This window comes from Alcanivorax xiamenensis (assembly GCF_009846745.1).
In the GTDB taxonomy this organism is placed as follows: Bacteria; Pseudomonadota; Gammaproteobacteria; order Pseudomonadales; family Alcanivoracaceae; genus Alloalcanivorax; species Alloalcanivorax xiamenensis.
This window is the reverse complement of sequence record NZ_AQPF01000010.1, coordinates 59,749-82,834: the sequence shown is the minus strand read 5'-3', so window position 1 is coordinate 82,834 and position 23,086 is coordinate 59,749. Positions and strand designations below refer to the sequence as shown.

Sequence of the window (23,086 nt, the reverse complement as noted above, 5' to 3'; positions counted from 1 at the left end):
CGCTAACCTTCGGCGACCGGGGCGCTTTCGAACTCCATGGCCCGCCAAATGGAATAGCCGGAGAATCTGACACGCGCCCCGCGGGGCGTCAATACTATTTCGGAATATGGTTTCATATTTTCGGCGGCGAATGATCTGACGGGCGCGCCCATACACTGATTCGCTGCCAAGACAGCCTCCCACAGCGGCTCCGTAGCTGCCTCCGTGGGAAGCGAGCTTGCTCGCGAATACAACCACTCAGTCCTGCCCGGCCAGTGGCCACTCTCCTTTCTCCCACAATGCATCGGCCAGATCCTCATCGCAGCGGGACGGCCGCAGCGGCATCACCGACACACGCCCATCACGCAGTGCCACCACATCGGACTGCGGATGATCGATGGAATCCGGGTCGCGCTCAAAGGAGAGCCAGTGATAGGAAAGATTGCGGCCGTCACGGCCAGCCATCAGCCGGGCCCGGCGGATGCTGCCCGGCACCTGGCGGGTGATGCGATTACCCTCGATTTCCGCCACCGGCAGATCGGGAAAGTTGATATTCCAGCAACAATGTCCGGCATGACGCTCCCATAACTCCCGGATCAGACCCACCGCCAGCTCGCTCACCGGCGTGTAGTTAATGGCATCCCGATCCAGAAAAGCCTGACTCAACGCCACGCCGGGCAGTCCCAGATGGGCCGCCGCCAGCACCGCGCCGACGGTACCGGAGTACATCACCGAGTCACTCAGATTGGCGCCACAGTTAACTCCCGACAACACCAGATCCGGGGGCGTTTCCTCCAACCATTCAGCCATGGCGAACAGGACGCAGTCCGCCGGCGTGCCGGAAACGGCATAGCGGCGCTCGCCGTGGTGGTAGACCCGCAACGGACTGTGCAGGGAAATACTCTGCCCCACCCCGCTTTGATCATGTTCCGGCGCCACCACCCAGACCTCCTCGGCCAGTTCCCCGGCGATCACCTCGGCCACTTTCAGGCCCGGGGCGTCGATGCCATCGTCGTTGGTGAGAAGGATACGTTGGAAAGGCTTCATGGTGGCTCCTGTATTGTCCGAATTCTTGTGTACCGTCCGCTCCTATGCTGTGCGGTCGGCGTGAAGCGATGATGACGCCGTTGGCGCTACTGGTGAGTACGGGCGATTTGCCAGCCACGTTCGGCCATCAACCCGGCCCGTTTGCCCACTTCCAGCGCATCGCGGTTGCTGGCGTTGCCCTGCAGCGCGCGAGCATAAACCCCTTGCAGGATCGCCGCGGTACGGAACAGCGCGAAAGCCAGAAACACCGGCCAGTCGTTGATGCCATCGCGACCGCAACCACGACAGTAACGCTCCAGCAAGGCATGCTCGTCGGGAATACCGCGCTCGCCCAGATCCAGACCATCCAGACCACGCACGCCCTGAATACCATGGGGCAAATGGTACGGCAGGCAGAAGTAAGCCAGATCCGCCAGCGGATGCCCAATAGTGGCCAGCTCCCAGTCCAGCACCGCCACGACTTCAGGCCGATCCGGGGCCAGCAGCAGGTTACCCATGCGGAAGTCGCCATGGGCAATGGCGGCGCTGCCGTCTTCGGGAATGTGTTCCTCAAGCCAGTCGATCAAGTTATCCATGGCCGGCAGATCATCGGTCTTGGAAGCTTCATATTGCGCCCGCCAGCGCTTCACCTGCCGCGCCACATACCCTTGAGGACGTCCAAAATCCTCCAAACCGGCGGCCTTGTAGTCAACGCTATGTAGTTTGGCCAGCGTGTCCACCATGGCTTCATGGACGGCACGGCGTTGCTGATCAGTGGGCAGGCATTCCAGCAACGGCTCGGAAAACACGCGTCCGGGCACGTAATCCATGACATAAAAGCTGGTACCAATAACGTCATCGTCCTCGCAGAGCGCGCGCATGGCCGGCACCGGCACATCGCTGTGCTCGCCCAGCGCTTTCATCACGCGGTATTCGCGGTCCACCTGATGCGCTGACGGCAACACCTTCCCCGGTGGTTTTTTGCGCAGCACATAACGGCGCTCACCGCTTTCCAGAAGGTAGGTGGGGTTGGACTGTCCGCCCTGGAATTGCCGCACCCGTAACGTTCCGGCCAGCAGTCCGGCCTGCTCCAGATACCCGGCCAGACGTGATTCATCGAAACGATGCGCCTCAAGAACCGGCACCAGTTCCGGTTGACCTTCCATAAGGAACCTCAAATCAAATCGGCGCTAACACGCCATTCGCTGCTAAAGCAGCTTCCCACAGCGGCATGAGTAGCCCTCTCTGTGGGAAGCGAGCTTGCTCGCGAATTGAGCCAGGCGCCCAATCCGCGAAAATTGACCCGACAGCAGCGATCCACAAGCCGCGATTGGCTCACAGCGATTGGCTCACAAGCGTGCCGCCGCCATCAACAAATGGTTTCGCCGCCATCCGCCACGATGGTCTGCCCGGTCACGTAGGCACTGGCCGCGCTGGACAGGAATAACGCCACCCCGGCGATGTCCACCGGATCGCCAATACGGCGCACCGGGGTGCGCTCCTCGGCACGCTGGCGGCGGACCGGGTCTTCCACCAGGGCCTTGGCGAAATCGGTGCGCACCAGACCGGGGGCGATGGCGTTGACACGAATGTTCTTCGGCCCCCATTCCACCGCCAGGTTACGAGCCAGCGCGGCTTCCGCCGCCTTGGATACCCCGTAGGTACCAATCACGGTATTGCCTCGCAGGCCGGCGATGCTGGAAATGATCACCACGTTACCGCCGCCATTCTCCGCCATGATCGGCAACACCCGATTGCACAGCCAGAACGTGCCCTTGACGTTGGTATCGAGAATCTTGTCCCAGGCCTCATCGCTGACTTCCGCGGTGGGGCCATAAACCGGGTTGGTGGCGGCGTTACAGACCAGAATATCGATCTTGCCGAAGGCGGAAAGGGTTTCATCCACCAGATTCATCAAGTCGTCCTTGCTGCCCACGTTACAGGGCACGGCAATGGCCTCATGGCCTTCCGCCTTGATTGCCTCGCACACTTCATGGCAAGGCTCCGGCTTGCGACTGGAGATCACCACCCTGGCACCAGCACGGGCCATTTCCTCGGCGATGGCTTTACCAATACCCCGGGTGGATCCGGTGATCAGAGCGACTTTTCCCGTGAGATCAAACAGTTTACTCATCGTTATTCTCCTGTTCCGGTCTTTTTCCGGTCACGACGGCGGCAATGGACGAAGCCCTGGAAACGACTTGGCCTGGCGGTTCCAGGCACGTATTGTGTTGCCGGCATGGCTTTGTTTTATCGGTTGATGCCCGGGCAGCCAAGGCAATTCGCCACCAGCCCGGCGGGCATCCGGCACTGTCCGTGCGGGGGCAAAGAATGTGACACGCTGCTTGGATCGCGTCAATTATTTCGAAATTACGTTCCGAAATCAGAAAGGCAAATCAGGAAGGAGAGTCCGGACATCCGGAAATGGAGGGGCACAGTTTCAGCGTATTGAGATAACAGTCCACATGGTGGGCGGCTTCCTGCTCAAGATCAAAGGTCTCCGGGATCAGCAACCAGACATAAAGAAGGCCGCACACTTGCACATGCAGCAGGTTAACGGCACGCTCGATATTCAGGCTTTCCGACAGCTGCCCGCGCTCGATTGCGCGACCGAGGATGGTCCGCATGGACCTGGAGGCTTCCAGAAAGGATTCCTTCTGACGGGTCATCAGGGGGTCGGTTTCCACAGTAAATTCACATTTTTGGAATATGATCTCCAATACCCGCCGACGGCTTGGATCACGGACGGTCTCACAGAGCATATAGATCAGAAACTCCCGCAAGCGTCCCAGCGGGTCCTTCTCTTCAGGGTGCTCCGCCCGCTGCGCCAGAGCCTCGAGTGGCAAACGCTTCCGCTCCAGCATGGCGGCGAAAACATCGTGTTTGTTTTTGAAATGCCAATAAATGGCGCCACGAGTGAACCCCGCCGCGCTGGCAATGTCATTCAAGGAGGTCCTCGATACACCTTTTTCGTGAAAGACGCGTTCCGCCGCGTCGAGTATCTGCTCACGGGTCTCCTGAGCTTCCGCCTTGGTGCGCCTCATGGCCGGACTCCTGTGATTCAGTTGGTGAGAGAACTATACATACATCTACGAATGTATGTATACTCTTTTCGCTTTTATGTAATTATCGGGTATCCGCGCTTTCTCGCCGTAACGGAAGCAACCAAAATTCATTGATTTTCATAGGAAACCGAGGTTTCTATGCGCGCACGATCGGTCCATTTTTCTGTCCTTTTCTTTTTTGCCCTCGCCCTGACCGCCTGCGGAAACGACGCGCCTCAGCAGCAAGGTGCCGGCGGCGCGGCACAGGTGGGTTTCATCACGGTCAAATCGGAGCCCTATACCGTCGTTAACGAGCTGCCTGGCCGCACCACCCCTTACGAGGTGGCGGAAATCCGTCCCCAGGTGAGCGGGATCATCAAGGAACGCCTGTTCGATGAAGGCGCCGAGGTCGAAGCCGGCCAGGTGCTCTACCGCATCGACGATCGCCAATTCAAGGCGGCACTGGCCAGCGCCCAGGCCGATCTGGCCAGCGCCCGGTCCACGCTGGAGTCCAACCAGCTGCTGGCCGAGCGCTATAAGAAGCTGGTGGAGGCGAACGCGGTGAGCCGCCAGGAGTACGACAACGCCCAGGCCAGCCTGGCTACCAACAAAGCGCAGATCGCCGCCGCTCAGGCCGCGGTGGAAACCGCTCGCCTGAACCTGGATTACGCCAGCGTCAAGGCGCCGATCTCCGGACGCATCGGCCGTTCCAGCGTTACCGCCGGCGCTCTGGTCACCGCCAACCAGAGCCAGGCGCTGGCCACCATTCGCCAGTTGGACCCGATCTATGTGGACCTCACCCAGTCCGCCCGTGAGTTGCGCCAACTGCGCGTGGCCATGGAAAGCGGACAGTTGGAACAAGTCGGCGAAGACAAGGCGCGCGTCACTCTGGTACTGGAGGACGGTACCGAGTACGACCAGAACGGGACCCTGCAGTTCTCGGAATACGCCGTCGATGAAAGCACCGGCTCGATCACCCTGCGCGCCCTGTTCCCCAATCCCGAAGGCGATCTGCTGCCCGGTCTGTTCGTACGCGCCAAGCTGCCTCAGGGACAACGTGACAACGCCATCCTGGTGCCACAGAAAGCGGTCACTCGTGATCCGCAGGGCACCGCCAGCGCCCTGGTCATCGGCGACAACAACACGGTGGAAAAACGTCAGGTGGAAACCGTGCGCACGGTGGGCAACCGCTGGTTGATCGGCGAGGGTCTCGCCGCCGGCGACAAACTGATCGTCGACGGCCTGCAGAAAATCGGCCCCGGCATGCCGGTGGAAGGTGTGGACGTCGAGGCGCAACAACAGCAAGCGCAGCAAACCCAGGCCCAGGACAACGGCCCGAATAACGCCAACGCCGAGTAATCGGGGAGCAACATGGCCAATTTCTTTATTGATCGACCCATTTTCGCCTGGGTGATCGCCATCGTTCTGATGATGGCGGGCGCCCTGGCGATCAATACTTTGCCGGTGGAACAGTACCCCACCGTGGCACCGCCGGAAGTCACTATCGAGGCCACCTACCCGGGGGCTTCGGCGAAAGCGGTGGAAGATTCGGTGACGCAGGTTATCGAGCAGCAGATGAACGGCATCGATAACCTGCTGTACATGTCTTCCACCAGTGATTCCTCCGGTAACGCGCAGATCATCCTGACCTTCGCCGCCGGTACCGATCCGGATATCGCCCAGGTCCAGGTGCAGAACAAACTGCAACTGGCCACCCCGCGCCTGCCCCAGGTGGTGCAACAGCAAGGGGTGCAGGTGAGCAAGTCCTCCGACACCTTCCTGATGGTGGTGGCGTTCAACTCCAAATCCGGCGAACTGGACAACGCCGCCCTCGCCGACTATGTGGCGGCCAACATCCAGGATCCGATCAGCCGGGTGCAAGGCGTGGGTACCACCCAGCTGTTCGGCACCCAGTACGCCATGCGGGTCTGGCTCGACTCCCAGAAAATGACCGAGTTCGGTTTGACCGCGGCGGACGTCACCCAGGCGATCACGGTGCAGAACAACCAGATCACCGGTGGCCAGATTGGCGGCAACCCGGCGGTGGAAGGTCAGCAACTGAGCGCTTCCATCATCGTGCAGACCTTGCTGCAGACCCCGGAGGAATTTGGACGGATTCTGCTGCGCGTCAACGATGACGGCTCCCAGGTACGGCTCAAGGACGTCGCCAACATCGAGTTCGGCAAGGAAAGCTACGATATCACCGGGCGTTACAACGGCACTTCCGCCACCGGCCTGGGGATCAACCTGGCTACCGGCGCCAATGCTCTGGATACCGCCGAACGGGTGAAATCCACGCTCGACGATCTGAGTCAGTTCTTCCCCGAAGACATGCAGATGGATTTCCCCTACGACACCACGCCGTTCGTGGAAATTTCCATCATGGAGGTGGTGAAGACCCTGTTTGAGGGGATTCTGCTGGTGTTCCTGGTGATGTACCTGTTCCTGCAGAATTTCCGCGCCACCCTGATCCCCACCATCGCCGTTCCGGTGGTGCTGCTGGGGACCTTCGCGGTGCTGTTCGCCTTCGGCTTCTCGATCAATACCCTGACCATGTTCGGCATGGTGCTGGCCATCGGTCTGCTGGTGGACGACGCCATCGTGGTGGTGGAAAACGTGGAACGGGTGATGGCGGAAGAGGGGCTGCCTCCCCGTGAGGCCACGCGCAAATCCATGGGACAGATCACCGGCGCTCTGGTCGGTATCGCCCTGGTGCTGTCCGCGGTATTTATCCCGATGGCCTTCTTCCCCGGTTCCACCGGTGCCATCTACCGCCAGTTCTCCATCACCATCGTTTCGGCCATGGTGTTGTCGGTGCTGGTGGCTTTGATCCTGACGCCGGCGTTGTGCGCCAGCATGCTCAAGCAGCAGGACGCCTCCCACGGCGACAAGAAGGGCTTCTTCGGCTGGTTCAATCGCAACTTTGATCGCGCCAGCCACGGCTATCACGACAAGGTGGAGAAAATTCTCGGCCGCCGTGGCCGCTATCTACTGATCTATGTGGCCGTGGTGGCGGTGCTGGCGTTCACCTTCACCCGTCTGCCCACCGCCTTCCTGCCGGAAGAGGACCAGGGCATCATGCTGGCGCAGGTTCAGTTGCCGGTCGGGGCCACCCAGGAGCAGACCATCGAAGTACTGAAGAAGATGGAGTACTACTTCCTGGAGGAGGAAAAAGACGCGGTGCAATCGATCTTCACCGTGGCCGGCTTCAGCTTCGCCGGTCGTGGACAGAACTCGGGGATCGCGTTCGTCCGGCTGCGGGATTGGGAGGATCGTGACCTCGGCACTGATGGCATCGATCAGATCATCGGCCGTGCCATGGGGTACTTCGGCGGCATCCGCGAGGCGATCATCTTCGCCTTGAACCCGCCGTCGATCCCGGCTCTGGGTGTGGCCAGCGGTTTCAACTTCCAGCTCCAGGACCGTGCCGGCCTGGGCCATGACGCCCTCAATCAGGCCATGGGCCAGTTGCTTGGTCAGGCCAACCAGGATCCGTCCATGGTACAGGTGCGTTACAACGGCCTGCCCGACGCGCCGCAGTACAAGGTCGATGTGGATCACCTGAAGGCACAGTCCATGGGTGTCTCCATCGCCGACATCAACAACACCATGTCGGTGGCCTGGGGTTCCACCTATGTCAATGACTTCCTCGATCGCGGCCGGATCAAGCGGGTCTATGTCCAGGGCGACGCGGAAGACCGCATGCTGCCGGAGGACATCGGCACCTGGTACGTGCGCAACAGCAATAACCAGATGGTGCCCTTCTCCAGCTTCGCCACTGGCGACTGGCAATATGGTCCGCAGCAACTGCAGCGTTACAACGGCGTATCCTCGGTGAACATCCAGGGTAATGCCATGCCCGGTTACAGCACCGGCGACGCCATGACCGCGCTGGAAGGCCTGGCCGCGGATCTGCCCGAGGGCTTCGGCTACGAGTGGACCGGCCTGTCCTACCAGGAACGTCAGTCCGGCAACCAGGCGCCGGCGCTGTATGCGCTGTCCCTGATCGTGGTGTTCCTGTGTCTCGCCGCTCTGTACGAAAGCTGGTCGATTCCGTTCGCGGTGATGCTGGTGGTGCCCCTGGGTGTGATCGGCGCGGTCCTGTTCTCGCTGGGCCGGGGCCTGGAAAATGATGTGTTCTTCCAGGTCGGGCTGCTCACCACCATAGGGCTATCGGCGAAGAACGCGATCCTGATCGCCGAGTTCGCCAAGGACCTGGAGGATCAGGGCTACTCGTTGTGGAAAGCCACGCTGGAGGCCACACGAATGCGGCTGCGCCCGATCCTGATGACTTCCATGGCGTTCATGCTCGGTGTGACGCCGCTGATGCTGAGCAGCGGTGCCGGCTCCGGTGCCCGTAACGCCATCGGCACCAGCGTGTTTGGCGGCATGTTCACCGCCACCGCCCTGGCTATTTTCTTCATTCCTTTGTTCTATGTGGTGGTTCGTAAGTTGTCCGGTGTGCCGTTGAACGGCAAAGGTGACCGTAACGAGCCGTCCGAGGAGATCCGCGGATGACTTTGAAGCCCGCTTCCATGGCGCTGGCCGTCGCTCTGGCCTTGAGCGGCTGTACGCTGGCGCCCAGTTATGAACAGCCCCCGTCCCCGGTACCGGATCAGTTCCGTGAAGGCGCCGACGCCACGCAGGTCACCCTGCCCGGCTGGCGGGATTTCTTCGCCGAACCGGAACTGCAGCAACTGATCCAGACCGCCCTGGCCAACAACCGGGATCTGCGTCTGGCCATGCTGGATGTGGAAGAGTTGCGCGCCCAGTACCGGATTCAACGGGCCGACCTGTTTCCGGATATCGGCCTCAACGGCACCGGCACCCGCCAGCGGGTGCCCGGCGACCTGAACAACACCGGCGAGAGCCAGGTGCAGAGTCAGTACGGCGCCAACGTGGGCATCTCCGCCTACGAGCTGGATCTGTTCGGCCGGGTGCGCAGTCTCAAGGACGCCGCCTTGCAGAATTATCTGGCCAGTGAAGAGGCCCAGCGCAGCGCCCATATCACGCTGGTCTCGGAAGTAGCCAACGCTTATCTGACTCTGGTGGCGGACCGTGAAAACCTGCGCATCAGCGAGGAGACCATGGAGGCCTACCGGTCCTCCCTGGACCTGACCCAGCGTCGCTTCGACCTCGGTGTCGGCTCCGAACTGGAACTGCGTCAGGCGCAGACCGCGCTGGAAACCGCCCGCGCCAATCGCGCCCGCTTCGCCCGCCTGGTGGCCCAGGACCGGAACGCCCTGGCCACCCTGGTCGGCGCGCCGCTGCCGCCGCTGCCCAACGATAATCTGGAGGAATCCGGGCTGGTGGAACTGTCGGAGGTGCCCTCCGGGCTGTCCTCCAATGTGCTGCTGGCAAGGCCGGACATCATCCGCGCGGAACATCTGCTGCGGGCGGCCAATGCCAACATCGGAGCAGCCCGGGCGGCGTTCTTCCCGAGTATTTCCCTGACCGGCACCTTTGGTACCAGCAGCGCCGAGCTGGACGGGCTGTTCGAGAGCGGGTCGCGCAGTTGGTCGTTCTCCCCCAGCATATCCCTGCCGATCTTCACTGGCGGGCGCAACCGCGCCAGCCTGGACGTGGCGGAAGTACGCCGGGACCAGAGCGTGGCCAGCTACGAACAAACCATCCAGACCGCCTTCCAGGAGGTCTCGGATGCGCTGGTGTCCCGGGAAACCCTGCTGGAACAGGAAATCGCCCAACAGGCGCTGGTGGACGCCACCCGGCGCTCACTGGAACTGTCCCAGCAACGCTACGAACTGGGCGCGGACGACTATCTGGCGGTACTGGACGCGCAGCGCAGTCTGCTGACCGCCCGCCAGGAGCTGGTGTCCATCACGCTCAGCAAGCTTGCCAATCAGATCACCCTGTATCGGGCCCTGGGTGGCGGCTGGCTGGAGGATCAGGCCACCGTGATCAACACCGCCCCGGAGCAGGAAGACAACGACGCTTCCGGCACCCAGGGTTGAGTGCATCCGCCCGGCGCGACCACGCCGGGCTTCTCCTTCTCCCACCTCCCCCCTCTCTTCGTTCTAGTTCCCGACCCCACACCCGCGCACGACTTTCGTGCCCCCCAACAGGTCTTCCCGGTCTTAAGACGCCTTCCCGACCAAAGCGGGATTCGCCGTCGCCAGCCTCTTTCCATACTGCCCGCTCCGAACGACGCAAAAAAACATGGAGCGAACCATGCACAACAACAAAAGGCTACCTCTCATCTGTGCTCTGCTGGCATCGTTTGCCAGTACCGCCGCGCAGGCGGAAATCAAGCTCTACGATGATAATCAGACTACTTTCTCCACCGATGGCTATATCAACGCCTTTTACGTAAACAACGACGTGGACCGCCCTGGCGACCAGTTCGACCGGCGCCAGTCCCGGGTAAAGATGGGGTTTCTGCCGAACTGGATCGGCTTCAATGTGTCCCGCCAGGCCGGCGACCTGAAACTCGGCGCCCGGTCCTCGTTCTGGGTCACCATCAATGACAGTGAAACCAACGGTACCGAAACCGGCATCGACGTGCGGCAGTTCTACGGCACCATCGACGGCGGCTGGGGTCAGGTGTTGATCGGTAAGGACTTTGGTCTGTTCGCCCGTTCCAATATTCTGCGCGACGAACTGTTGTCGGGTTTCGGCCAGGCCAGCGATACCCTCGGCCTGATGGACGGCGGCGGCGTGTCCTTTGGCAATATCGGCACCGGCTACCCCTACCCCTTCCCCAGCGCCCAGATCACTTACCGCAGTCCCCAACAACATGCCTTGAAAGTCGCCGTGGGCGTTCTCGATCCCTATGACAGCAACGACGTCGGCGGCACCGGCAAGGCCTATCAATCGGCACCGCGTTTCGAAACCGAAGTGAGCTACCAGACCAGCCTCGGCGCCACCGAACTGTATGCCTGGATCAACGGCGCTTATCAGACCTCGGAAAACACCGACAGTACCATTGAGGATGTGACCTCACGGGGATTGGGTTACGGCGTTCAGGCCAAACTCGGCGGTACCTCCATCACCGCTTCGGGCTTCGATGCGGAGGGCATGCATCCCTTGTTCTCCAACAACCTGGGCCAGGCCAACCTGAGGGAGATCGACAGCAAGGGGTACCTGCTCCAGTTCGGCCAGCAGATCGATAAATTCCGGCTGGCGCTGTCCTATGGCCGTAGCGAGGACGACGGCAATCTGCTCGGCGGTGAAGCCGACTATGAGAACAAAGCCGTTCTGCTCAGCTACGCGGTCAACGACAGCCTGAAACTGCTCGGTAATTTCAGCCGCTTCGAAATCGATGACAAGCAGGCCGGCGAGATTGAATCCACCGACACTCTGGCAGTGGGGGCCGCACTCTCCTGGTAGATCCGCCGAGCGGATCCATTCCACTGTGCCATTTGGCCGCCCCTGGGGCGGCCTTTTTTATCAGCGCCGTTGATATGAACTCAGAGGCAGCTACAAGGCCGCCGTGGCAGCCACGCCTGCTGACAAATTCCGCTCAGGATATTCGCTTGCGAGCAAGCTTCCCACAGCAGCCCTGTAGTAAAGCTGTGGGAGACCAGCTTGCTGGCGAATCGGCCCTTCCGGCGTTGGATATCCGCTTGCAAACAAACTTCCCACAGCGGCTTCCTGCTCAAGGCACCAACACCGCCGCGCCGTTGAGGCGGCCGGCACGCAGGTCGTCCAGCGCTTCGTTCGCCTCATCCAACCGATAGACCCGGGTCGCCACCTCGATGCCGGCCTGCGACGCAAGGTGCAAGAACTGCTCGCCATCTTCCCGGGTCAGGTTGGCGACGGAACGGATCACCCGTTCGCCCCACAGATCGGCATAGGGGAACGCCGGGATATCACTCATATGAATGCCGCCGCAGACCACCACACCGCCTTTGCGCACGGCGCGCAACGCCACCGGCACCAACGCGCCCACCGGAGCGAATAGAATGGCCGCGTCCAGTTCCATCGGCGGCGCCTGATCCGACCCACCGGCCCAACTCGCCCCCATTTCCAGCGCGAACGCCTGCGCGGTACTGTCTCCAGGACGGGTGAATGCGTAGACCTCGCGCCCCTGCCAACAGGCCAGTTGGGTGAGAATGTGCGCCGCCGCGCCAAAACCGTAGAGGCCCAGGCGCGGCGCCTCCCCGGCCATCCGATAGGAGCGGTAACCGATCAGACCAGCGCACATCAACGGCGCCAGGCTGACGGCGTCAGACTCTTCCGGTAGGGCAAAGGCATAGTCCTGCGAGGCCACGCAGTGTTCCGCGTAACCACCATCCATGGTGTAGCCGGTAAATCCGGGGGTGTCACACAGGTTTTCCTGGCCGGCCAGGCAATAGCGGCATTGCCCGCAGCTATGCCCGAGCCACGGGAGACCAACGCGCTGCCCGAGGGAGAAGCGGCTTGAGCCGGGCCCCAGTTCCACCACCCGGCCAACAATTTCATGACCGGGAATCAGAGGAAGCTTGACGTCCTCCAACTCGCCGTCCACCACGTGCAGATCGGTGCGGCAGACCCCACAGGCTTCGACCTGAAGGCGCAGCTCGCCGGGGCCGGGACGGGCTGCCGGGCAATCGATCAATTCAAGCGGCTCGCCGATCTTTCGCAAGCTCATGGCTCGCATGGGAACCTCCGCTGTTGTTGGAATAGCGCACCCATGATCCAGTGTAGTGCAAGCGGGAGCCTTGATCGCAATCAAGCAACGGAGAGGGAGGATGGGCAGGGAAAGCAGCGGGACCGGCGGAGAGGTCGGGAGAACATTTCCCCTCCTGCTTCCGCCGGTTTATCCATTGGCTTCAGAAGAAGCCAAGCGGGTTTACGTCGTAGCTGACCAGAAGGTTCTTGGTCTGCTGGTAGTGGTCCAGGATCATCTTGTGGGTTTCCCGGCCGATACCGGATTTCTTGTAACCGCCAAAGGCGGCGTGGGCCGGGTAGGCGTGATAACAGTTGGTCCAGACCCGGCCAGCCTGAATACCGCGGCCCATGCGGAACGCCACATTGATATCCCGGCTCCATACCCCGGCACCAAGACCGAACTCGGTATCGTTGGCGATTTCCAGTGCTTCCGCCTCGTCCTTGAAGGTGGTCACCGCCACCACCGGGCCGAAGATCTCCTCCTGGAACACCCGCATCTTGTTGTGGCCCTTGAGCAGCGTCGGTTGAATGTAGAAACCGTCACCGTGTTCACCGGCCAGAGACTCACGGTCACCACCGGACAGGAACTCGGCACCTTCGCTACGGGCCACTTCCATGTAGGACATGATCTTGTCGAACTGCTCCTGGGAAGCCTGAGCACCGACCTGGGTCTCGGTATCCAGCGGGTTGCCGCGCTTGATGGTGGCGATGCGTGCCACTACCCGTTCCATGAAGTCGTCGTACATGCTTTCCTGAATCAGCGCCCGGGACGGGCAGGTGCAGACCTCTCCCTGATTGAAGAACGCCAGCACCAGCCCTTCCACCGCTTTGTCGATGAACTCCGGCTCGGCATTGAGAATGTCGGCGAAGTAAATGTTGGGCGATTTGCCGCCCAGCTCCACGGTGGAGGGGATGATGTTCTCCGCGGCGCATTTGAGGATGTGCGAGCCCACCGGGGTGGAACCGGTGAAGGCGATCTTGGCGATGCGTTTGCTGGTGGCCAGGGCCTGGCCGGCTTCGTCGCCGAAACCGTTGACCACGTTCACCACGCCGGCCGGCAACAAATCACCGATCAGTTCCATCACCTTGAGGATCGATACCGGGGTCTGCTCCGCCGGTTTCAACACCACGCAGTTGCCCGCCGCCAACGCCGGCGCCAGTTTCCAGGCGGCCATCAAGATCGGGAAATTCCAGGGGATGATCTGCCCGACCACACCCAGCGGTTCATGGAAATGGTAGGCCACTGTGTTGGCGTCGATATCCGCGAGGGTCCCTTCCTGGGCGCGAATACAACCGGCGAAATAGCGGAAGTGATCCACCGTCAGGGGAATATCGGCGTTGAGGGTTTCACGCACCGCCTTGCCGTTATCCCAGGTTTCCGCCACGGCCAGGGATTCCAGGCTGCCTTCGATCCGGTCGGCGATTTTCAGCAGCAGATTGGCGCGCTCGGCCACCGAGGTGCGTGCCCAGCCTGGCGCGGCACGGTGAGCGGCATCCAGTGCCAGATCAATGTCTTCGGCGGAAGAACGGGGCACCTGACAGAACACCTTGCCATTGACCGGACTGATGTTGTCGAAGTACTGGCCCTTAACAGGAGCCACCCACTCACCGCCAATGTAGTTTTGGTAGCGCTCTTTGAAGGAGACCAGGGCGCCCTGACTACCGGGATTGTCGTAAATCATAGCCGTACTTCCTCGCTTTTTTATGCTGATCCTGAGTGTCTCCGCCACACTCTCGGGCGGACTGTCTGGATATTCAGATTAGTGCCGGGCCGGTAGCGCCCGCATGCTACCAAGGTACTAATTCGGCCCTTATTTGGTCGTATCCGGATCCGCCCACAACAGCGCTTCCTCGTAGTCGGCGTAGAAATGGCTGACACTGCGGGTCAGCTCGTAACGCACCAGCGCCATGTCGGCGAAGCGTTCCGGCAACGGCGCCTGAATCACTTCGTTGCGGGTGGCGCCGCTGGCCGCCCCATTGGTGAGGCGTCGATCCAGCCAATCCAGGTAGTCGAGTGTCTCGACCACCGGGGACTCATCCTTGGCCGCCGGGCCATGGCCTGGCACCAGGACGTCAAACCGCAGCGCGCGCACTTGCCGGAGTTGTTCCCGCCAGATTCCGATCCCGGGGGAATGAGGAGTGGTCGGCGCCCGGTGGTGAAACACCAGATCGCCGGTGAACAACACCCCGGTGGCCGGATCAAGCACCACCAGGTCGGCGCCGGAATGACCGCTGAAGGCAAACAGTCGCAATGGGTAGTCACCGAAACGGGATTCCCCTGCCTCCAGGACGCGGGTCGGCAAGGCGGTTTCCGTACCTCGCACGGCGTCACCCAGCCGTTGATAGAGTGTGGTGCGGAAGCTGTCGGCGTCCCGTTTCAGCGCGGCTATGGTGGCCGGCAACGCGGAAATCTCCGCACCCTCGAAGGCCTGATTGCCGAACACATGATCCGGGTGATGATGGGTGTTGATGACCCAGCGCACCGGCTGGTCGGTGACCGTGGCGATGGCCGCCCGCAACGCCCGGCCGTAACTCAGTGTGCTGCCGGTATCGATAACGATGACGCCGTCACCGGTGGCGATGAACGCGGCATTGGCGATATCACCGCCGTTGTCCTCGGAGAGCTCCTCGCGCCGTCCTTGCACCATCCAGGTGCGCTCCGCCACGGCCACTGGCTTGAGGTGATAGTCGAAGGCCGGCGCCGGGCCGGCGAACAGCGCCAGGCCGACGGACAGCACGGCCTTCACCAACCACGAACGCGTTGCACCGTCAGGGGATGACATGATCAAACTCATTACCGTTGTTGTCCCGGGCCTGGAACCGATAGGCGGTGCCGGCATCGCCCTTGAGGGTCAGCGCCAGTTCCGGGTTCTCACTGACCGAAGCCTGCCATGTCATGCTTGCCACCGGCTCGTCGCCGTGAACAAACGCCACCTGCTCCACATAAAACGGCCGTGTGCTCGGAATCAGACCACTGTCCATGGGGTGAGAGAGCTTTACCCGTACCCGGCTGCCCGACTCATGCCCGAAACGCCGGGCCTTGATCCTGCCGAAGTCCTTTGACCAGTTGTCCTCGGTCTTGGCGATACCCGGTGTAGTGCAGCCGCCGCCCTCGCCTTCGATACGGGTACTGCCGACGTGCCAGACGCCATCACTGAGCACCGCCACCCGCACCGCCGAGGACTGCTCCAGACGCACATTGATGGAAAGACGGCCCAGGCCGTCACTCAAGGGCCGATAGTCGAACACCAGCGGGATCGGATTCAGCTCCACCCACAACAGCATGCGCTGAAAGCGGCCATTGAAGTCCGAGGCGTCCACATCGATGGGAACCTGCCCGGAATCCTCGGCGAACGCCGGCGCCTGGATACCGACCCGCGAATCAAAACGCACCGGTGTATCGCCAAGAAAACGCTCACGATAGCGTTCCCACATGAACGACCCCAGCGGGTCTTCCCGTGCTTCCTCGGCCACGCTCCAGGGTGCGCCAAGCAGTATCAGCACCGCCAGTAGCGGTTTCAGGTAACCGGCCATGGCCACCCCTCCTTTTGCTCAGCGGCCGCTTAATTGCCGCCGGTGGTTTCCAGGCTGACGGTTTCCAGCCAGGTGCGGATCGCCCACAGCGCTTCCTGGCTGAGGTAATTGGCCATCGGCGGCATCAGCACCCGGCCATCACGGCTGGCACCATTGACCACCCGCTCCTTGTACCATTCGTCACCGTAATCTCCGTTTTCCAGTTCGCGCAGATCCGGGGCAATACCGCCGGATTTGGCTTCCAGGCCATGGCAGGCGGCGCAGTTCTGGTTATAGGCGGACTCCCCCACTTCCACCGCCAGATCGTGTTGCGGATGCGATTCGCGGTAAGGGTTGGTGTCGCGCCATTCCTCGCCCAGTTCTTCCAGGCCTCGGGTGTTGACTGACTGCGGCGTGACGTTGCCGTGTCCCCAGGCCAGACCGGCCAGGGACAACAGGGAGGTAATGATGAGAATAACTTTTGTTCTGGTCATCGTCGGGGTCCTTCAAATCGGGGATTGCAATACGGCGGTAAAGCGTGAAGACAACTCCAGGACTTCACGCCGTATTTCAATCTAGCGGCCCGCTCTCCATCGACCTACTCGTCCTTGGACCAAACCTGTCTACATCCTTGGTACTAGACCCAATTGGCTAGATTTCTCGGCCTGCTGTCGGTAGCGGCCAAGCTCGCCCTCGGGGACTCTGATGCTGTCTTCATTCGCAGCGGGGCGGGAACACTCCGCGACCGATACCAACAAGCCGAGGAACAGGTATGAAAACAACAAGCCGCAACACACCGTTTTCCGGAAAGGCCAAGCGCCTTGCCGGCGCGGTTACCCTGGCCACCATGATCGGGGCCACGATCGGGGTAAGTGGCGCCGCACATTCCGCCACCAAGGCGGTAACCTGGGAAGACATCGCCAACGATGCCGCCACCACCGATGATGTGCTGATGTACGGCCTGGGCATCCAGGCCCAGCGCTACAGCACCCTCAACGACATCAACGCCGACAACGTCTCCATGCTGACACCGGCCTGGTCTTTCTCGTTTGGCGATGAGAAACAACGCGGCCAGGAATCCCAGGCTCTGGTCCACGATGGCGTGATCTACGTCACCGGCTCCTACTCCCGGGTATTCGCCGTCGACGCCCGCACCGGCAAAAAGTTGTGGGACTATTCTCACCGCCTGCCGGATGACATCCGGCCCTGCTGTGACGTGGTCAACCGTGGCGCCGCCATCTACGGCGACAAGATTTTCTTCGGTACCCTGGATGCCAGCATCGTGGCGTTGAACAAGGACACCGGCAAAGTAGTCTGGCGCAAGAAGTTCGCCGACCACAAGGTCGGCTACACCATGACCGGCGCACCGACCATCGTTAAGGATCAGAAAACCGGGAAAGTCCTGCTGATTCACGGCTCCTCCGGCGATGAATTCGGCGTCGTCGGCCAGTTGTTCGCCCGCGACCCGGATACCGGTGAGGAAATCTGGATGCGGCCATTCGTGGAAGGCCACATGGGCCGTCTCAACGGCAAGGAAAGCACCCCCAGTGGTGATCCACGCGCGCCGTCCTGGCCGGACGATCCCAACACCGAAACCGGCAAGGCCAAGGCCTGGAGTCACGGCGGCGGCGCGCCCTGGCAGAGTGCCACTTTCGATCCGCAAACCAACACCATCGTTATCGGCGCGGGCAACCCCGCGCCCTGGAACGGCTGGGCTCGCACCGCGCCCGACGGTGATCCCAAGGACTACGACAGCCTCTACACTTCCGGGCAGGTGGGCGTGGATCCGAGCACCGGCGAGATCAAGTGGTTCTATCAGCACACGCCCAACGACACCTGGGATTTCTCCGGCAACAACGAGATCGTGCTGTTCGATTACGTCGACAAGAAAGGCAAGCTCCACAAGGCTGGCGCCCACGCCGACCGTAACGGCTTCTTCTACGTCACTGATCGGACCAGCGGCAAACTGTTGAACGCGTTCCCATTTGTCGACGGAATCACCTGGGCCAAGGGCATCGATTTGAAAACCGGACGCCCGATCGAGAACAAAGGCCAGCGGCCGGCACGCCTGAAGAAAGGCGAAACCCGTTCCGAAGCGGTGGAAGTCTCGCCGCCGTTCCTGGGCGGCAAGAACTGGAACCCGATGGCCTACAGCCAGGACACCGGCTTGTTCTATGTGCCCGCCAACCACTGGAAAGAGGATTATTGGACCGAGGAAGTGGAGTACACCCCCGGCTCCGCGTACCTGGGCATGGGCTTCCGTATCAAGCGCCTGTTTGACGATCACGTCGGCATCCTGCGCGCCATGGATCCGAAGACCGGCAAGGTGGTCTGGCAGCATAAGGAACACATGCCGCTGTGGGCCGGCGTGCTGGCCACCAAGGGTAATCTGGTGTTCACCGGTACCGGTGACGGCTACTTCAAGGCCTTCGATGCCAAGACCGGCAAGGAGCTGTGGAAATTCCAGGTGGGCACCGGAATCATCTCTCCGCCGATCACCTGGGAAATGGACGGCGAGCAATACATCGGCGTGACCGCCGGCTACGGTGGCGCGGTGCCGCTGTGGGGCGGCGACATGGCGGATCTGACCCGGCCGATCTCCCAGGGCGGTTCCTTCTGGGTGTTCAAACTACCGGACTTCGCCAAGGACATGGCGAAGAAATAACGGCGGTCGTCAACCCGCGAAGGAGCGGCCCTTCAAGGTGCCGCTCCTTCACCACAACAATAACACCGGCCCGCCACAAACCGGGCCCAGGGAGCATGTCATGGCACTGCGTTCCAAACTCCTGCTAAGCAGTCTTCTGGTGGCCGCCGGCGCAATGACGCTGGGTAATACCCCGCACGCCGCCGAAGACGACCTCTGGACGCCACCGGAACACAACGGTTGTGTTCTCGAGGCACAAACCCATTGTCCCGGTGCTGACCTGTCCGGCGCCGACCTTTCCAACCTGGATTTACGCGGCGCCGATTTCAGCAACGCCAATCTGCGCGGCACCGATCTGCGTCATGCGGATTTGCGCGGCGCCAATCTGGAGCGCGCCGATCTGAGCGGCGCCGATCTGACCCGTGCCACGCTGTACAGCACCAACCTGCGCTCCGCCAACCTCAGTCAGGCGAAATTGGTGGCGGTACAAAGCTGGAACCTGTTCGCCCAGAACGCGCGTTTCGACGGCGCCGATCTCACCGGCGCGGATCTGCAGTTCGGCCGTCTCACCCGGGCCAGTTGGCAACACGCCACATTGCGCGCCGCCAATCTGGAAATGGCCTGGATGAATAAATCAAAATTGCAAAATGCGGACCTGCGCGACGCCAACCTGCAGGAAACCAAGTTGAACCTGTCCACTCTGGAAGGCGCCGATGTCACTGGCGCGCGCCTACGCTTCACCAATTTCCAGGGCACCTACATGAAGAACTGCAGCGGCTGCCCGCAGGACTGGTGAGATGATCACTCGTTTCCTGATCATGTTATTCGTCGCTACCGTCGCGCTGCCGGCGTCCGGTAGCGGCGGTTTCGATGCCAAAGGATATCGTCTGCCGCCCTACCGCTCCCCCACCCCGGAGGCCGTGGAAGGTGCCGTGACGCTGAATACCAAGGCATTGAAAACCATACTGTCCACCGAACCCGGCGTGGTTCTGATCGACGTCTACAATGTTGGTTACGCCAACGGCGGTTTTTTGCAGGACACTCCGCATTGGACGCTGCCCGGAGCAACCTGGTTACCCAACACCGGCAACACACCGCTGGAGCATCGCTGGCGGGACTATCTGGATCGGCATCTGCAACGGCTCACGGAAGACAATAAGGATCGCGCTCTGGTGTTTTTCTGCCGCGCGGATTGCTGGTTGTCCTGGAATGTGGCGAAACGTACCGCGGCCGATGGCTACACTTCGGTGTACTGGTATCGCAATGGCGTGGACGGTTGGCGGGAAGGCGGCGGCAAGGTGGAAGCGGCGCGGCCAGAGCCCCTTCTCTGAATTCAGAGGCAGCTACAAAGCCGCTGAGGGAGATTCTATGGTGCCTTGCGAGCTCTAGCACGCCTGGCTCCCACGGATCATGCTACGAAACCGCAGTGGGAAGCTTGCTTGCAAGCGAATGGCAACGCCCCGGGAGGCATTCGCGGCCAAGGCCGCTTCCCACGGCAATGGGCTACGAAGCCGCTTGGGCGTTTGCCCGCGAGCCAATCCCCCAACAAAGGCCGCGTTCGCCAGCAAGCTGGTCTCCCACAGATCATGCTACAAAGCCGCCGTGGGAAGCTTGCTTGCAAGCGAATCAACCCATCATCCCGTCAGAACATGCTGCAGCGCCAGCTTCAGTTTCATCGGTTTAACCGGCTTATACAGCAACATATAGCCCTGCGTCGCGCAGCGCTGCTTCAACGCCTGTTCACGATCGGCGGTGAGCATGATCACCGGCAAGGGTTCGCTGCGTGCCGCGTTGATCTGTCCGGCAACGGTCAAGCCGTCGTCGGTGTCCGGGTCCAGATGGTAATCCATGATCAACACCTGAGCATCTCCCGCGCCAACATCCACCTGCTGGCGCAGTTCCGGCAGGGATTCCGCCGCCACCACCTGGCAGCCCCACTGTTCCAGTAAGGTGCGCATACCGGCGCAGATGGCTCTGTCGTTGTCCACCACCCAGACCCGCAGGCCGGTCAAAGCGGAGTGTTCCTCGGAGGACTGCGCCAGGGCCTGCTGGCGGGCCTGGCTCACGTTGCTCACCGGTAGGCGCAGCAGAAACCGGGAGCCCTGGTTTTCCCGGGAAGTCACCGACAGCGGATGTTCAAGAATACGGCTGATCTTTTCCACGATCGACAAGCCCAGCCCCAAGCCGCGCTCGTGATATTCCACCGCCCGCTTGCCACGCTTGAATTCCTGGAAAATGGAGCCGATCTGATCCTCACCGATACCAATGCCGGTATCCGCCACCCACACCTCCACTTCGGCGCCGCGGCGCCGGCAGCCCAGCAAAACAGTGCCCCGGTCGGTGTAACGAATGGCATTGGAGAGCAGATTACGCATGATGCGGCTGAGCAACTGCGGATCCGAACGCACCACCAGGGAGGTGGGCACGTAGCGGAAGCGCAGCCCCTTCAACCCCGCCATCTGTCTGAACTCCTCCGCCAGCACATCCAGCAGCTGACTCAGAGGGAACGCCATGGTCTCCGCGCTGACCACGCCGGCATCCAGTTTGGAGGCGTCGGACAGCGTGGTGATCAGTGATTCCAGATCGCGCAGCGCGGTGTCGATATGATTCAGCATTGGCGACGCCCGCTCGTCGGAGTCCTCCTGCAAGGCGCTGGTGAACAGACGGGCGGCGTTGAGCGGTTGCATCAGGTCATGACTGACCGCCGCCACGAATTTGGTTTTCGACAGATTGGCCTGTTCCGCTTTATCGGTGGCCTCGCGCAGCCGCTGTTCCACCCGGCGGCGCTCCTCGATCTCCGCCATCAGTTGGCTATTGGTTTCCCGCAGCGCCTGGGTACGTTCACGCACCTGCTGGGCCAGAACCACCGAATGCTGAAACGCCGCGTAAGGGGCCGTGGGCGCCATGCCACTGCCCTCCACCCGTTCGATCAGGGCATCACAGATCCGCCGGAGGCGGGCATTCTCCGCCATCAGGCGTGCCTCGTGCAGATCCCAAGGGGACTGACGGGCGTTGTCGGAACCGTTCCTGGTATCAGCCATTACCGGCGCCCATCTTGCGTCCAATCACCACGCCGGTCAGGGTGTGGTTGATATGCATGCCATTATATTGCTCACCGTAGGTACAAAAACCCACTACCCGGTGCTGACGCAACAGCTCCGACGCCTGGGGAATCTCCTCATCGGCCTCCAGTTCCGCCCGCCGCAGACAGCAGTCACAGCCGATCACCACCCAGGGCGGTCCCAGACGCGACTCGATGTCATCCAGGGTATTGGTGAGGTTGTCATGCAGTGAGGCGTTGCGCATGGCGGTCAGCACGATGCCGTTTTCCACCGCGCAATAGAACGACAAGCTCATGTCCCGATTGGCCTTTTGAATGGCGCGGGCGTAATAGTGATCATTGATGCGCACCGCCAGCGGGTAGCGGGCGAACACCACGTCATCGAGCTGCTCCACCGGCACCCCGACCAGGCGTGCATAGGCCAGAGCCGCCGGCTCCGCATCCAACTCGTGCACCACCCGTCGTTCCGCATCAGCGGCGGTGACCACCAGCTTCGGCGTGGACGGATGCAGGTGATGGGTGCTGAACACTTCGAAATCCAGTACCGTGCTGACCATTACGACAATGGCGGCGTCGCTGTAGAAGCGCCCCCCGCAATAGACATAGGTTTGCGCGAGCCGGTAATCATCGCCGGCGGAACCGCCGAAGCTGGGAATCGACCCCAGCGCCGCGTTGAGCGTGGCGATGACGATTTCCTCGTTCACCGACAGGCCATCGAGCAACGTCAATACAAAAGTATTGTCCTCATTCGGCGTGAGCCCCTGGGCCCGTTCCCGGCATTGCGACAGCAGGCCGTCGGTAAGTTGCTGAGCATCGAGCAGGCCGAAGCCGTCCATGTGCTCGATCAGATGATGGCCGGCGGAAAAGAAGCGGGCATCGAAGCCGATTGCCACCAGCGTATTGCGGTCATAGCCACGGGCGGTGATTTCCCCGGCGGAGGTGCAACCGCAAATGGGCAAATCCCGAAACTCACCGTTCAGGGCATCGGCGAGACGGTCCAGGTCATACTCGATCGAACAGAAAAACAGCACGAACCCCAGATTGGGGTGAATCAGGCTCTCGGCGATCTGACGCGCCGCCACCTGTTCGTCGCGGGCGTCGCTGTAGGCGGTCAACACCGCCTGTGGCGGGGCAGCGGTCATGGTCTACTCCCGGATACTTGTTGTTATTTACCCGGCCTTCGTTACCCGGTTCATGCACTCCGGCGGC

At 61.5% G+C, this 23,086-nt stretch carries 18 protein-coding genes; 7 read left to right on the top strand and 11 right to left on the bottom strand.

Features of this window, described 5'->3' with window-relative positions:
* Window positions 1-237: 237 nt before the first annotated feature.
* The 4 genes from surE to A6D6_RS09010 form a co-directional block, all read right to left on the bottom strand.
* Window positions 238-1,026, bottom strand: a complete 789-nt coding sequence (gene surE, locus A6D6_RS09025) for a 5'/3'-nucleotidase SurE (protein ID WP_159660529.1) — start codon at window positions 1,024-1,026, stop codon at window positions 238-240.
* An 86-nt stretch (window positions 1,027-1,112) separates the two neighbouring features.
* Complete coding sequence (locus A6D6_RS09020; protein ID WP_133492640.1) at window positions 1,113-2,171, bottom strand: phosphotransferase family protein; 1,059 nt, start codon at window positions 2,169-2,171, stop codon at window positions 1,113-1,115.
* A gap of 203 nt (window positions 2,172-2,374) precedes the next feature.
* Window positions 2,375-3,139 carry an SDR family NAD(P)-dependent oxidoreductase gene (locus A6D6_RS09015; RefSeq protein ID WP_133492641.1) on the bottom strand — a complete coding sequence of 255 codons (765 nt, stop codon included), beginning with the start codon at window positions 3,137-3,139 and terminating at the stop codon, window positions 2,375-2,377.
* Window positions 3,140-3,401: 262 nt separating this feature from the next.
* Complete coding sequence (locus A6D6_RS09010) at window positions 3,402-4,049, bottom strand: TetR family transcriptional regulator (RefSeq protein ID WP_133492642.1); 648 nt, start codon at window positions 4,047-4,049, stop codon at window positions 3,402-3,404.
* Between the two features lie 159 nt (window positions 4,050-4,208).
* On the opposite strand from A6D6_RS09010, the gene A6D6_RS09005 reads away from it, so the two are divergent.
* The 4 genes from A6D6_RS09005 to A6D6_RS08990 all read left to right on the top strand — a co-directional run bounded on the left by A6D6_RS09005 (window position 4,209) and on the right by A6D6_RS08990 (window position 11,396).
* Window positions 4,209-5,408 carry an efflux RND transporter periplasmic adaptor subunit gene (locus tag A6D6_RS09005; protein WP_159660528.1) on the top strand — a complete coding sequence of 400 codons (1,200 nt, stop codon included), beginning with the start codon at window positions 4,209-4,211 and terminating at the stop codon, window positions 5,406-5,408.
* A 12-nt stretch (window positions 5,409-5,420) separates the two neighbouring features.
* Complete coding sequence (locus A6D6_RS09000; protein WP_133492644.1) at window positions 5,421-8,567, top strand: efflux RND transporter permease subunit; 3,147 nt, start codon at window positions 5,421-5,423, stop codon at window positions 8,565-8,567.
* Window positions 8,564-10,021 carry an efflux transporter outer membrane subunit gene (locus A6D6_RS08995; protein WP_133492645.1) on the top strand — a complete coding sequence of 486 codons (1,458 nt, stop codon included), beginning with the start codon at window positions 8,564-8,566 and terminating at the stop codon, window positions 10,019-10,021. Before A6D6_RS09000 ends, A6D6_RS08995 begins: the two co-directional genes overlap by 4 nt.
* 217 nt (window positions 10,022-10,238) lie before the next feature.
* Entirely contained in the window at window positions 10,239-11,396 is a 1,158-nt protein-coding gene (locus A6D6_RS08990; protein ID WP_133492646.1) for a porin, read from the top strand.
* 268 nt (window positions 11,397-11,664) lie between these two features.
* Here A6D6_RS08990 and A6D6_RS08985 read toward each other — a convergent pair whose 3' ends face one another.
* The 5 genes from A6D6_RS08985 to pedF all read right to left on the bottom strand — a co-directional run bounded on the left by A6D6_RS08985 (window position 11,665) and on the right by pedF (window position 16,666).
* Window positions 11,665-12,648 (bottom strand): zinc-dependent alcohol dehydrogenase family protein, encoded by a 984-nt coding sequence (locus A6D6_RS08985; RefSeq protein ID WP_159660527.1) that lies wholly within the window; start codon window positions 12,646-12,648, stop codon window positions 11,665-11,667.
* A gap of 172 nt (window positions 12,649-12,820) precedes the next feature.
* A complete protein-coding gene (exaC, locus tag A6D6_RS08980) occupies window positions 12,821-14,341 on the bottom strand; it encodes an acetaldehyde dehydrogenase ExaC (RefSeq protein ID WP_133492648.1) in 1,521 nt (506 codons plus the stop codon).
* 129 nt (window positions 14,342-14,470) lie between these two features.
* On the bottom strand, window positions 14,471-15,442 hold the full coding sequence (locus tag A6D6_RS08975) for a quinoprotein relay system zinc metallohydrolase 1 (protein WP_236564049.1): 972 nt from the start codon (window positions 15,440-15,442) through the stop codon (window positions 14,471-14,473).
* The gene (locus tag A6D6_RS08970) at window positions 15,429-16,193 is read right to left on the bottom strand and encodes a quinoprotein dehydrogenase-associated SoxYZ-like carrier (protein ID WP_014993997.1); all 765 of its coding nucleotides are present in this window, start codon (window positions 16,191-16,193) and stop codon (window positions 15,429-15,431) included. The genes A6D6_RS08975 and A6D6_RS08970 overlap by 14 nt, the downstream gene beginning before the upstream one ends.
* Window positions 16,194-16,222: 29 nt before the next feature.
* Window positions 16,223-16,666: a cytochrome c-550 PedF gene (gene pedF / locus A6D6_RS08965; protein WP_133492649.1), complete on the bottom strand. Its 444-nt coding sequence runs from the start codon at window positions 16,664-16,666 to the stop codon at window positions 16,223-16,225.
* 353 nt (window positions 16,667-17,019) lie between these two features.
* Between pedF and exaA the strand changes: the two genes are divergently transcribed.
* From exaA to A6D6_RS08950, 3 genes are all read left to right on the top strand, one after another.
* Complete coding sequence (exaA, locus tag A6D6_RS08960; protein WP_236564051.1) at window positions 17,020-18,837, top strand: quinoprotein ethanol dehydrogenase; 1,818 nt, start codon at window positions 17,020-17,022, stop codon at window positions 18,835-18,837.
* A gap of 100 nt (window positions 18,838-18,937) precedes the next feature.
* Window positions 18,938-19,612, top strand: a complete 675-nt coding sequence (locus tag A6D6_RS08955) for a pentapeptide repeat-containing protein (protein ID WP_159660526.1) — start codon at window positions 18,938-18,940, stop codon at window positions 19,610-19,612.
* A 1-nt stretch (window position 19,613) separates the two neighbouring features.
* Window positions 19,614-20,147: a rhodanese-like domain-containing protein gene (locus A6D6_RS08950; RefSeq protein WP_236564048.1), complete on the top strand. Its 534-nt coding sequence runs from the start codon at window positions 19,614-19,616 to the stop codon at window positions 20,145-20,147.
* Between the two features lie 303 nt (window positions 20,148-20,450).
* Here A6D6_RS08950 and A6D6_RS08945 read toward each other — a convergent pair whose 3' ends face one another.
* Window positions 20,451-21,857, bottom strand: a complete 1,407-nt coding sequence (locus A6D6_RS08945) for an ATP-binding response regulator (RefSeq protein WP_159660525.1) — start codon at window positions 21,855-21,857, stop codon at window positions 20,451-20,453.
* On the bottom strand, window positions 21,850-23,019 hold the full coding sequence (gene nosP, locus A6D6_RS08940) for a nitric oxide-sensing protein NosP (RefSeq protein WP_133492653.1): 1,170 nt from the start codon (window positions 23,017-23,019) through the stop codon (window positions 21,850-21,852). Before nosP ends, A6D6_RS08945 begins: the two co-directional genes overlap by 8 nt.
* Between the last annotated feature and the right edge of the window lie 67 nt (window positions 23,020-23,086).